At 35.8% G+C, this 12,515-nt stretch carries 9 protein-coding genes; 4 read left to right on the top strand and 5 right to left on the bottom strand.

The genetic code is table 11. From position 1 onward, the window contains the following. Window positions 1-61 precede the first annotated feature (61 nt). Both rbfA and LBV24_RS04320 read left to right on the top strand, forming a co-directional pair. On the top strand, window positions 62-454 hold the full coding sequence (rbfA, locus tag LBV24_RS04325) for a 30S ribosome-binding factor RbfA (protein WP_224477366.1): 393 nt from the start codon (window positions 62-64) through the stop codon (window positions 452-454). Between the two features lie 69 nt (window positions 455-523). Then, window positions 524-1,657 (top strand): ABC transporter permease, encoded by a 1,134-nt coding sequence (locus LBV24_RS04320; RefSeq protein ID WP_224477365.1) that lies wholly within the window; start codon window positions 524-526, stop codon window positions 1,655-1,657. Here the strand turns inward: LBV24_RS04320 and dusB are convergent, their stop codons facing one another. From dusB to LBV24_RS04305, 3 genes are all read right to left on the bottom strand, one after another. Then, window positions 1,658-2,650 (bottom strand): tRNA dihydrouridine synthase DusB, encoded by a 993-nt coding sequence (dusB, locus tag LBV24_RS04315; protein WP_224477364.1) that lies wholly within the window; start codon window positions 2,648-2,650, stop codon window positions 1,658-1,660. It lies immediately after the preceding gene. Between the two features lie 44 nt (window positions 2,651-2,694). Beyond that, window positions 2,695-3,813, bottom strand: coding sequence for a hypothetical protein (locus LBV24_RS04310; protein ID WP_224477363.1), 1,119 nt, complete (start codon window positions 3,811-3,813; stop codon window positions 2,695-2,697). A 67-nt stretch (window positions 3,814-3,880) separates the two neighbouring features. Further along, window positions 3,881-5,125 (bottom strand): M28 family peptidase, encoded by a 1,245-nt coding sequence (locus LBV24_RS04305; RefSeq protein ID WP_224477362.1) that lies wholly within the window; start codon window positions 5,123-5,125, stop codon window positions 3,881-3,883. Between the two features lie 61 nt (window positions 5,126-5,186). Here LBV24_RS04305 and LBV24_RS04300 point away from each other — a divergent pair, with 61 nt between their 5' ends. After that, the gene (locus LBV24_RS04300) at window positions 5,187-6,299 is read left to right on the top strand and encodes a TolB family protein (RefSeq protein WP_224477361.1); all 1,113 of its coding nucleotides are present in this window, start codon (window positions 5,187-5,189) and stop codon (window positions 6,297-6,299) included. Here LBV24_RS04300 and LBV24_RS04295 read toward each other — a convergent pair. Further along, window positions 6,296-8,710, bottom strand: a complete 2,415-nt coding sequence (locus LBV24_RS04295) for a TonB-dependent receptor domain-containing protein (protein WP_224477360.1) — start codon at window positions 8,708-8,710, stop codon at window positions 6,296-6,298. The two genes, LBV24_RS04300 and LBV24_RS04295, sit on opposite strands and share 4 nt — an antisense overlap. Before the next feature lie 151 nt (window positions 8,711-8,861). Between LBV24_RS04295 and lepA the strand changes: the two genes are divergently transcribed. Next, window positions 8,862-10,658 (top strand): translation elongation factor 4, encoded by a 1,797-nt coding sequence (lepA, locus tag LBV24_RS04290; protein ID WP_224477359.1) that lies wholly within the window; start codon window positions 8,862-8,864, stop codon window positions 10,656-10,658. On the opposite strand, the gene LBV24_RS04285 is transcribed toward lepA, so the two are convergent. Continuing rightward, the gene (locus LBV24_RS04285; protein WP_224477358.1) at window positions 10,655-12,481 is read right to left on the bottom strand and encodes a cation:proton antiporter; all 1,827 of its coding nucleotides are present in this window, start codon (window positions 12,479-12,481) and stop codon (window positions 10,655-10,657) included. The genes lepA and LBV24_RS04285 overlap by 4 nt on opposite strands. Window positions 12,482-12,515: the final 34 nt, after the last annotated feature.

The following is a 12,515-nucleotide window of genomic DNA, read 5'->3' as shown; positions in this document are numbered from 1 at the left end:
AAAACATGATTTTTGTTATATAAAAATACTATTATCTTTAAATATCATCTACTTTTGCATTATGGAAAGTAATAGACAAAAAAAAATAGCGACAGTTATACAACAAGACTTAGTTGATGTTTTACAACGGGCCGCATCTAGTGGAGGATTAAAAGGTGTAATTATTTCAGTTAGTAAAGTCAATGTAACAGTAGATTTGTCTATGGCCAGGGTTTACTTGAGTATTTTTCCAAACAAGGAGGCAAAGTCTTTGCTAGAAGGCATAAGGTCTAACACACCTCTTATTAGACATGAACTTTCTCAACGCACAAGACATCAATTAAGACGCATGCCGCAATTGGAGTTTTTTATCGATGACTCATTAGAATATATTGATGGAATTGAGCGTTCTCTTAAAGGTGATGAAGACCCGATTAACAATCCGGATTTGTTAGGTAAGCGCAAAAAATCTTAAGTGAATTTCCCTTTATATATAGCGAAGCGATATCTTTTTTCAAAAAGCAGTAACAATGCTATTAATATTATGACTTTGATAGCATCTGGCGGTGTAATTATAGCTTCAGCATCGCTATTCATTGTATTGTCGGTGTTTACTGGTTTAAAAGATTTTAGTCTTCAGTTTTCTTCATTTGTCGACCCAGATATTAAGTTACTCTCCAGCAAAGGGAAATCGTTTTTGTTCACGGAAGCAGATATATCTGAACTTATAAAAATTGAAGGAATATATGATTACTCAATGGTTATTGAGGAACGTGTTATTATTAAGTCTGATAACAAAAACTTGCTAGCAACCCTAAAGGGAGTTGACGAGAATTATCTTAAAGTAACAAATGTAGATTCCATGATGGCTAGAGGAAACTGGATTAAATTCGGAAATAACGAAGTGGTATCTGGGTGGGGAATTTCTAACAACCTTTCTTTTGGAGTTTTTGATTTTTTAAAACCTTTGTCGTTATACGTTCCAAAACCGGGTAAGGGTCAATTCAGCTCATTAAAAGGCGCATACAATTCAGTCTATGTAAATAATGTTGGTCTCTTCGATATTAATGAAGAATTAAATAACGAGTACATTTACTCCGACATTTCTTTAGCAAGAACTCTATTGAACTATAACGATAATCAGTATGCGTCTATTGAGCTAAAACTAACCGACGGAGCAGATGAAACTATAGTTAGAGAAGAAATTGAAAATAAGTATGCAAACACCTTTGTAATTAAAAACAGGGAACAGCTCAATGATGCACTCTATAAAATGTTGAATACTGAGAATTTAGCAATCTATCTAATTTTTACCTTAGTAATCATTATTGCGCTATTTAATGTCATTGGTGCCATTATCATGATGATATTGGATAAGAAACGCTCTCTAAACACACTCTTTAATTTAGGTGCCGAGACCAAATCTATAAAATCTATTTTCTTTTTACAGGGAAGTTTAATGACAGTAATTAGCGGAATTATTGGTGTAATCTTGGGGCTAGTAGTAGTGTTTCTTCAACAAAATTTAGATCTAGTAATGTTAACGCCTGACCTACCTTATCCAGTAGGAATCAAATTCTTAAATGTTATCATTGTACTGGTTACAATTTTTGTTTTAGGAATTGTTGCATCCAGAATTGCTTCAGCACGTATAACCAAACAGCTAATTAAGACCTAACTAAACGAATTGATAATCTGAAAATTTTTCTAAAACTTCATCAAAGGCGGCGAATACATCTTCAGAATGGTCGCTTGTAACCATTTTCATTCGATATTCTTTAAAATTTGGAATTCCTTTAAAATAATTGGTGTAATGTCTTCTAGTTTCAAAAACGCCAAGTTTCTCACCTTTCCAATCTATGGACATTTGAAGATGTCGGCGTGCTGCTTCAACCCGTTCTTGCAAAGTTATTGGCTTTAAATGCTCTCCAGTATTAAAATAGTGTTTTACTTGCTTAAAAAACCAAGGGTTACCGATGGAAGCCCTACCGATCATAGCGCCATCCAATCCATATTCATCACGCATTTCTACAGCTTTTTCGGGGCAATTTACATCTCCATTGCCAAAAACTGGAATATGCATTCTAGGATTATTCTTTACGGCTGCTATTGGCTTCCAATCAGCATTTCCTTTATACATTTGGGCTCTAGTACGGCCATGAATTGCTATTGCCTTTATCCCAACATCTTGCAATCGTTCAGCAACCTCAACAATCTTAATAGAATCATGATCCCAGCCCAAGCGTGTTTTCACAGTAACTGGAAGGTTGGTGCGCTTAACCATTTCAGCCGTAAGCTTTTCCATTAAGCAGATATCCTTCAAAATTCCTGCTCCAGCCCCTTTGGAAACAACTTTTTTTACCGGACAACCAAAGTTTATATCAATTATATCTGGATTAGATTTCTCTACAATATCAATTGTCTGAAGCATGCTATCCATGTTTGCTCCAAAGATTTGGATACCTACAGGGCGTTCCTTTTCGTAAATATCGAGCTTCATCACGCTTTTGGCGGCATTGCGTATTAACCCTTCACTAGAAACAAACTCTGTGTAAACCACATCGGCACCTTGCTCTTTGCATAATGCCCTAAACGGTGGATCACTTACGTCCTCCATAGGCGCAAGGAGCAATGGAAAATCTCCCAATTCTATGTCACCAATTTTTACCAATGGTCAATTTTTTGATGCAAAACTAAGGCTTTTTAAAAAACTGACTAATAGTTAACATCTATTATACCCACTGACAGCGTGAGTTCTTCGCCCAGAGCATTGATAACAGTTCCTTCAAAAACAGCATTTAAAGAAAAGTTACTGCTTATTAGTGTGTTAAATCTAAAATTGTTTACTCCGGGATAATACGGGAAATAGTCAACGCCATCAACTTTTATTACAAAATTCAAAAAGGTATCGATTCCAGTTACATATTCTGGCACTTCAAAGGAGAGGTTGTGGTTGCCAAAAAGGGCAGATCCATAGACCGATATTACTTCATTAGAATAGGAAATTGTTTTGTTCGCAAAATCAATATTCTGCAAGCCTGCCGTAACCCTCAACACATCTGCAGATAACAGACCACAATTACCCAATTCTTCTATAGTGTCAGATATGCTTCCGTCAGGATCTCCACATTCTAAAATCTGATCCTCTAAGGCACGTCTATAATCAAGACATAATTGAATATCCTCATTGCTTTGGTTATAGGCTATTTCAGCTTGGCGCGTGGCATCCCTCAAGTCACAAGAAAATATAGTAAAATCTTTGGTCCAAATTGACGATGTTCTTTTTGTAATCGTTATTCCATCAGGAACAGGTGCGTTGGAATCTGTTAACGTTTCATCCTGAAAAAATATTAAAGTTTCTCCATTTTCTGAAACAACAAAACTATTTTTCTGTTCCCCTTGTAAATAAAACGTGTTTTCTTCCTGAGTGGTAATGTCAAAAGGGTATTCTTGAAAAATAACCTCATCATTGTCTACTGAATATCCATAAGTGTAATCAACGTCTTCATTGGTATAAAAATTACTAGTGTCTTCTATTCCGTTGATCTTTAATCTAGAGTTGTAGGTGTATTCTCCGGTTACTCTGAAACTGTTTTCGTCAAAAAATATTGAATAATCAGAGGAGGTACTAAATATTCTGGTTTCTGTCGTTGCGGATTGATTATCAGTGTTAGGTAATGAAGAAACTTCAGAGTCAAACTCTACGAGATACCACTGGCCAAGTAGTTTTGGGTTTACATCCAAAACACTAAAATCAAAATCTACGGGTTCATTATCGCAATTGAAGGCAGACAATAACACAAATAGACAGCACAATGAAACTATCTTTTTCATTTGAAGAAAAGCAATCTTTTTCTTCAAATTTAAATAAAAATAAATTATGTCTTTTTTGGGCTATTTTTTAGAACTTAACCTTTGTCTCTATCTTCTCCTCTCCTCGAATTAAGGTAATATCTGCTTCATCTCCTTTGTCAAAAACAGAAAGGGCTCTCATGTAGCTCATCATATCTGTCACAGTACTATCGCCAAGTTTTACAACAACATCTCCTTTTTGTATGCCAGCGTTGTGCGCTGGAGTATCCTCGCGTGTTCCATCAATGCGCATTCCCTTACCGTCATACAGATAATCTGGTACCACGCCTAAACCAACTTTAAATCTAGGTGTTTCTTCGCTTTCATTCTTTGTTTTTCTGAATGCGAGCTCTCCATTATCATCAAGATCGCTTATTATGTCAAAAATATAATCTGAAATAAGATTCATTCCCTCATAATTCAATTTGTCAAAGTCATCACTTGGCTTATGATAATCTTCATGTTGGCCCGTAAAAAAATGTAATACAGGTACATCAATTAAATAAAATGAGGTGTGGTCACTTGGCCCTACCCCACTTTCGTTTTCAATAAGTTTAAATTTTTCATTATTGGCCTTCAGTGTTTGCTTAAACATTGGAGAAGTGCCTACACCATATACGGCTAAAGTACTATCTCCTTTCATACGACCAACCATATCCATATTAATCATATAGTTTATAGATTGAGCATCTATAGTTGGATTTTTGGAGAAATAATTAGATCCTAATAAGCCCATTTCTTCTCCAGAAAATGCCATAAATAAATAGTTGTTACTGTCTTTAATTTCAGCCTTACTGTTTTTCACATTCAACCTATCTGCCAAATTTAATAAGACCGCTACACCACTGGCATTGTCATCAGCGCCATTGTGGATTGCCTTTTCTTTTTCTCTGTATAACGATCCCTCACCACCATATCCTAAGTGGTCGTAATGCGCACCAATTACAATTGTTGTCTCCGCATTATTATCTATGTAACCAATAACGTTGTTACCTGTTATTGTGCTGTCTGCGTTTTTTGTGAATTCAACCTCCTTGTGTGGGTCTGTTTTTGGTTTGAATGAAAAAGGCTGGAGAAAATCTTCGGTTCCTTTAGCCTGAAGGCCAATTTCTTTAAATCTCGAAATTAGATATTCAGAGGCTTTTGCTTCTCCTTGCGTACCTGTTTGTCGGCCCTCAAGCTTGTCATCTGCTAAAAACGCAACATCCTCTTCAATTTTGTTTTGAGCAACCTTAGGCTCATTCTTGCAGGTCCATAATCCTACTAAAACAAATAAAAACACTAATTTTTTCATATTGAAGTCTTATTTTTGCACAAAATTAGGCATTAAATGCCATTTATTATAATTGTTAGGCATGAATAGAATTGTTGTTTTGTTGTTGGTTTTGGTTTCTTTTTCGTCGTGTAAAAATGATGTCGAAAAATCATCAGAAAATATAATTGGTAAGGAGGTAGATGCGGTTGTCAAAAATCCATTAATCTATCCGGAAGAAACGCATTTTAAGTCTTTACATCAAGTCACATTTGGAGGCGATAATGCTGAAGCTTACTGGAGTTTTGATGACAAACAATTGGTGTTTCAATCAAATAATGCTAAATGGGGTGTTGGTTGTGATCAGATGTTTTTAATGGATGCTAATGAAACTTTTTCGGACAGCATTGCTCCTCCAATGATTAGTACCGGGAAAGGGCGTACGACATGTGCCTATTTCTTACCAGATAATAAGCACATAATTTATGCCTCTACACATTTGAAACAAGACGAATGTCCGGAAACACCTTTGCGAAAAAACGGAAAATATATATGGCCAATCTACGATAGTTACGACATCTTTATTGCGGATCTAGAAGGCAATATTATAAAGCAATTGACTAATGAAGTTGGTTATGACGCTGAACCAACAGTTTCTCCAAAAGGAGATAAAATTGTGTTTACCTCAACACGCAGTGGTGATCTTGAATTATACACTATGAATCTTGATGGGTCTGACGTTAAACAAATTACAAATGAGTTGGGCTATGATGGTGGCGCATTCTTTTCCCCAGATGGAACAAAATTGATATTTAGGTCCTCAAGGCCAAAAACAGAGCAAGAGATTAAAGAGTATAAAGAACTTCTTGCGGAAGGATTGGTTGAGCCAACAGAGATGGAGCTTTATATTTGTAATGCCGATGGTACCGATTTACGCCAACTCACCGATTTAGGCAATGCAAACTGGAGTCCGTTTTTTCATCCTTCAGGAGAAAAAATCTTGTTCTCTTCAAACTTTGAAGCAGAACGTGGATTTCCTTTTAATCTTTACATGATTGATATAGACGGAAAGAACTTAAAAAGAGTTACCCATGGCGAAACCTTTGATGCATTCCCTGTCTTTTCAAATGATGGTAAATATTTGGCTTTTTCCTCTAATAGAAATAACGGAGGAGGAAGAGATACCAATCTTTTTATAGCTGAGTGGCAAGATTAATTGAGGTCTTTTAATCTCTCGCGCTCTTCTGCATCAGTGGTACGCTCATTTGTAGATAATTTTGTGTTTCCAAATTTATAACGGAACCCTAAACGTACAAAACGATTGTCCAAATTTTGAAATCTTGAACTAGATTGATTTAAATAGGCTATTGAGGTTTCAAAATCTTGATAATTGAAAATATCCTCAACACCTAAGGAAATTACACCTTTATTTTTGAGTATAGCTTTTGAGATGTTAATGGAGGAGATAAGCCTATTCTCTACCGTTTGAAAATCCATTAGATTTTTATTTGACCATTCAAGATTTACATCAATATTTAAACTGTTGTCCTCTAAAAGTGTCAAATTGTTTTGTAGAATACTATAGTTAGACCATTGCACCTGCTTTACAAATCCTTCTCCAAAATCAGATTCCTCTGTCATTTTATAAAAAGAGGTGAGGGCATAAATGCTCCATCCGTTTGAGATACTATAATCAAAAACCAAGTCTAAGCCGTAGTCTACTTTTTTCTCTAGATTGGTTGGTGTATAGGCAACAATATTTGTATTGTTATTTTGTCTCGGAAGCTCAATAATATCACCATCATAGTTTATGTAATAGGCTTCTATTGTAAAATGATCCAAGAAATTTACCCCTAGTTTAAAACTATCAAAGTAAGCGGGCGATAAGTCGGGGTTTCCAACAACAACAGTATTTTCGTTTATAAAAAAAGTAAAGGGATTTAAGCTTCTAAAATCAGGGCGCCCGATACTTCGCTTATAGTTACTGTAAATTGAAAAATTATCAGAAACACTATGAGATAGGCTTGCATTAGGAAACCAATTAAAATAGTTTTGAGTATTCTTTTGAGCCAGGGATAATGATTCGCCATCAATATTTGATTGTTCTACCCTTAAGCCTAAATTTATGTCCCAGGCATCCCAAGACTTAGTATAGTTAACATATCCGGCAATAACTTTTTCATCGTATGTAAAAGCATCAGAGTTGTCAGAATTAACAACCTCCTGGTTATTAATTATATCAACCCTAGTAATGTCGCTGTCCGTTTTTACATTGGAGTATTTTAACCCAAGGTCTAAGCTTGAGCTTTCATCAGTTGTAAAATTAAAATCCATGCTTCCTGTAAGAATGTTTGTGTCTTGGTTAGCAAGCGTATTAAACTCCGAATCATTGATAAACGTGTTGTTGGCATCAAAAAAATTACTCAATACATTTTGGTCTCTTTCATAACTGTATGTTGTATAGTGACCATTTAGTACCATGCTTGCTTTATCACTAAACTGGTGACTAAATATTAAGTCTGTACCAATATTGAATTTGTCGTCTCTGGAGAGATTGTCGGCTGTAAAGCGAGAAAGGAAACTATCTCCACTATCAAAAATGTTTGTGCTATTTGCAATTTTATATTTAAAATATGGAGTGTAAAGTGCAGTACTAGTTAGGCTAATTGTACTGTTTTCGTTTATGAAAAAATCAAAGTTTAAATTGAGATTGTGGTTTTGAGACCAGGTATTTCGATTGACTTTAGATTTCCAAATTTCATCTATGTCATTGTTAGTGTCAAGGAAGTTCACTTTATCATCTTGGTCTCTGTTAATCTTATTCTGTGAATAACTATAATTAAGGTTGAAGTTAATTTTGTTATTCTTAAAATAATGGCTAGTTCCTGCATTATACCTTGGAAAAACACCTTGGGTATAATTAGTAAAAATTGAACCTCTATATCCGGTTACCAAATTCTTGCTCATTACAATATTTACAACCGACCCGCTGTCAGCTTCATAACTGGCAGGAGGATTTGTTATAACCTCAACAGATTTAATGCTGTTTGCTGGCGAGCTTTCTAAAAGTTGAATCAACTCATCGGGTGTTAATTGTACCCTTCGATTGTTTATGTATACGGTTGCGGGTGAGTTTTTTATGTTAATACCTCCTTCTGAAACAATAACTCCTGGCGTGCTTTTTAATACACTTAAGGTTGAGCCTTCAATCAAAGCTGTATTTTCAATATTAAAAATTAAACGATCAGGTTTCCGCATTACTGTCGGTTTTGTGGCAATGATATCAACCTGCTGTAATGTTTCTGACGACTCATTTAAAACGACTGTCTTTAGATTTAAATGGCCTGTTAGTATTATTCTTTGCCTGAATTCATTATATCCAATAAAAGAAATGACTAAATCATATGTGTTAAGAGGAAGGTTCCTGAGTTGAAATTTTCCCGAATTATCTGTTGAGGTTCCATTAACAATATTGCCATTAGAATCGTTTACTACAACATTGGCAAATTCTATAGGATTATTTTCAGAGTCAACTACAATTCCTGAAATAGAAAACTCTTGAGCTTTCACACTGTGAAAACACATCAAAAAGATAGTGAACAATAGAATTCTCTGGAGGGCTATCATTAGTTCGGTTTGAATCGCAATATAAAGATTGTTTTTTAGTTTTAATTACGGTTTTTACATAATTCAACATGGTTTAAATGTAGATTATAGTAGCGTTATGCATTATAAATGAATTATATTTGCATCCGATTATTCCTTTAGAGAACGATAAATGAAGAACATACGTAATTTTTGCATAATTGCACATATTGATCATGGTAAAAGTACACTTGCGGATAGGCTTTTGGATTTTACCGGTTCAGTTACGGATAGAGAGAAACAAGATCAGCTCCTTGATAATATGGACTTGGAACGTGAACGAGGAATAACTATAAAATCTCATGCTATCCAAATGGAGTATACGCACGAAGGTGAAGAGTACGTCTTTAATCTTATAGACACTCCAGGCCATGTTGATTTTTCTTATGAAGTTTCAAGGTCTATTGCCGCATGCGAAGGTGCGTTACTAATCGTTGATGCTGCTCAAAGTATACAAGCACAGACTATTTCTAATTTATACCTTGCACTAGAGAATGATTTGGAAATAATTCCGGTCCTTAACAAAATAGATCTTCCTAGTGCAAACCCAGAAGAGGTGACGGACGATATAGTCGATCTACTTGGTTGTGACCCCTCAGAGGTTATACCTGCTAGTGGTAAAACAGGTATGGGTGTTGAAAATATTTTAAAAGCAATTATTGACCGAATTCCTGCGCCTGAAGGAAATCTAAACGAACCATTACAAGCTCTAATTTTTGACTCGGTCTATAATCCATTTAGAGGCGTGGAAACTTACTTTAGGGTAATTAACGGATCAATTACAAAGGGTCAGCATATTAAGTTTATAAACACAGGTAAAACTTATTTTGCAGATGAGGTTGGGACATTAAAATTAAATCAAGTTCCCAAAAAAGAAATTAAGGCAGGTGACGTAGGCTATTTAATTACCGGAATTAAGGACGCTAGAGAGGTAAAGGTTGGAGATACCATAACAGATGCTAAAAACCCTACCACAAATGCTATTGAGGGTTTTGAAGATGTAAAACCAATGGTTTTTGCCGGAATTTATCCTGTGGACACAGAAGACTACGAAGAACTTCGTAATTCTATGGAGAAGCTCCAATTAAATGATGCGTCATTAGTATTTCAACCAGAAAGTTCTGCCGCATTAGGTTTTGGATTTAGATGTGGTTTCTTAGGTATGTTGCATCTTGAAATTATACAGGAGCGTCTTGAGCGTGAGTTCAACATGACTGTAATCACTACGGTTCCAAACGTAAGTTATTACGCATATACTAACAAAAACCCAGATGAGATTGTAATTGTAAACAACCCTTCGGATTTACCAGAACCATCGACCCTCAATCGTGTTGAGGAACCATATATTAAGGCTACAATAATTACAAAGTCGGATTTTGTTGGTCCCGTGATGAGTTTATGTATTGAAAAACGTGGTCAAATCACCAACCAAACCTATCTTACAATAGAACGTGTTGAGCTGAGTTTTGATATGCCTCTTGCCGAAATTGTTTTTGACTTTTACGACCGTTTAAAAACCGTTTCAAAAGGCTATGCTTCTTTCGATTATTCACCAATTGGTATGCGAGCCTCAAAACTGGTAAGGGTGGATATTCTACTAAACGCCCAAACGGTGGATGCGCTTTCTGCATTGGTACATGCCGACAATGCCTATACTATTGGGAAGAAAATGACGGAAAAACTGAAAGAGCTTATTCCGCGTCAGCAATTCGACATTCCAGTGCAGGCAGCAATTGGTGCAAAAATAATTGCTAGAGAAACCATTAAGGCGCTTCGTAAAGACGTTACAGCAAAGTGTTATGGTGGTGATATTTCACGTAAACGAAAACTGCTTGAGAAACAAAAGAAAGGTAAAAAGCGTATGCGCCAAGTTGGTAATGTAGAAATACCTCAACAGGCATTTATGGCGGTGCTGAAGCTAAATGACTAATTGACCTTACTTCCCAAATAAACAATTTTACTACTCGAATCTATTTCATCCTCTATTTGATCATCAATAGATGGAATAATGTGGATTTCACCCTTTCCGGTTTTAATAAATAATGGAATTTGAGATTTATTTGATTTAATATTCTCTAGAAGTTTATTATAATCCTCAACATCCTTAATCGCTACTTCATGGATTTCGGGGAATTCTTCAGTAACCTTCATTAAATTGTTGAAATCATCTGATAGTGTAAACAACCCATTTCCAGAAGTAATATTTCCGGCGTCGAGCTCCGTTTTTGAAGCCAGTCTAAACGAACCATTTTCACCAAATTGTTTCCCAAATTTCTCAACGGCATATCTGTTAATATCAGCATTACCTGTGAGGGCCAACAAATAACCGACATCATTAAGCTCAACGTTATCAGTTAAATTGTCAGAATAAATGTTCTCGGTATAGGCCTCGATTCCAAGGGATTCAGCCTTTTGAACATTGTTTTGATTACTATCTACCAGTACAACATGTCTTCCGTTATCAGATAAATATTGCGCTATTAATCGAGAAACCTTTGAAGCGCCAACAATTAATATGCCTTCTGATTTAGTTAAAAACACACCTGATATCCGTGCAAATAATCTTGCGGTTGTAGCATTTAACAATACGGTTCCCAGTACAATCATAAATACCAAAGGAGTAATATATTCCGCACCAACAACATGTTCTGCGCTCAACTTACTGCCAAAAAGAGAGGCTATACCCGCAGCAACAATACCTCTTGGCCCAACCCAACTAATGAATAGTTTTTCGTTTAACTTTAACATAGAACCTGATGAGCTCAAAAACACCGCTATTGGGCGAATTATAAAAACTACAGCTAAAAATAGTGCTGCGGTCTCCCAGCGATACAACAGCAACAGGTCTTCATAGTTGATATTTGCCGCCAACAGAATGAATAATATTGAAATCAGCAAAACGCTTAAAGATTCTTTAAAATATAGTAATTCTTTTATGTTGTCCAGCTTGCTGTTTCCAACCACCATACCCATCACTACCACAGCTAAAAGGCCAGACTCATGCGCAAAAATTTCTGATTCAACAAATACCAACAAAACAACTGAAAGGGAGACTACATTTAATAAATAATGAGGAATAAATTTTCTGTTTATTGCAAAAACAAGAGCATGGGCAAATGTAAAACCAAAGGTGGTTCCAAATAAAACTATCTTCCCAAATTCTACAAGTGCGGTTTTGGTAAAGCCCACTTCCCCACCCACAAAAATAAACTCAAACACCAATACGGCTACCAAAGCGCCAATTGGGTCTATAAGGATTCCCTCCCATTTAAGGACTGTAGAGACGTCCCTTTTTAAGGGTATATTTCTCAAAATTGGAGTTATGACGGTTGGTCCAGTGACAATTATTAGTCCAGAAAACAAAAAACATAAATCCCAGGTAAGCCCAAACAAATAATGTGCTAATACAGCCCCTCCAAAAAAAGTAACGCCAGCTCCTAGAGTAATTAACTTTGTGATAACAGGTCCAACGTTTCGTATCTCGCTTCGTTTTAAGGTAAGCCCTCCTTCAAATAAAATTATACTAATTGCTAGCGAAACAAAATAAAATAACCCTTCTCCAGGGAATAAGCCCTTCTTGCCATTCCATATGGGTTCAATCCACTTTGCACCATCCTCACTTAAAAATTCTGCAGCTATTGGGCCAACCAATAGTCCTATTAAAATAAGGGGTAATATGGCTGGAATCTTAAACTTCCAAGCTACCCATTGTGCTAAAATCCCCAATATAATAATGCCCGCTAATTCAACCATTTATTGTAGTTTTTGATGTACCCGAAAATAGAAT

The organism is Winogradskyella vincentii (assembly GCF_020166345.1).
Lineage (GTDB): Bacteria > Bacteroidota > Bacteroidia > Flavobacteriales > Flavobacteriaceae > Winogradskyella > Winogradskyella vincentii.
Note: the sequence above shows the minus strand (reverse complement) of the source record. Positions and strands in the feature narration are given on the sequence as shown.

What these genes read in the sequence shown, in the direction of transcription:
- LBV24_RS04305 (WP_224477362.1), bottom strand. Translation starts at nt 5,125, where the DNA reads ATGAAAAAATTAGTGTTTTTATTTGTTTTAGTAGGATTATGGACCTGC.
- LBV24_RS04300 (WP_224477361.1), top strand. Translation starts at nt 5,187, where the DNA reads ATGAATAGAATTGTTGTTTTGTTGTTGGTTTTGGTTTCTTTTTCGTCG.
- LBV24_RS04285 (WP_224477358.1), bottom strand. Translation starts at nt 12,481, where the DNA reads ATGGTTGAATTAGCGGGCATTATTATATTGGGGATTTTAGCACAATGG.
- LBV24_RS04320 (WP_224477365.1), top strand. Translation starts at nt 524, where the DNA reads ATGACTTTGATAGCATCTGGCGGTGTAATTATAGCTTCAGCATCGCTA.
- rbfA (WP_224477366.1), top strand. Translation starts at nt 62, where the DNA reads ATGGAAAGTAATAGACAAAAAAAAATAGCGACAGTTATACAACAAGAC.
- lepA (WP_224477359.1), top strand. Translation starts at nt 8,862, where the DNA reads ATGAAGAACATACGTAATTTTTGCATAATTGCACATATTGATCATGGT.
- LBV24_RS04295 (WP_224477360.1), bottom strand. Translation starts at nt 8,710, where the DNA reads ATGATAGCCCTCCAGAGAATTCTATTGTTCACTATCTTTTTGATGTGT.
- LBV24_RS04310 (WP_224477363.1), bottom strand. Translation starts at nt 3,813, where the DNA reads ATGAAAAAGATAGTTTCATTGTGCTGTCTATTTGTGTTATTGTCTGCC.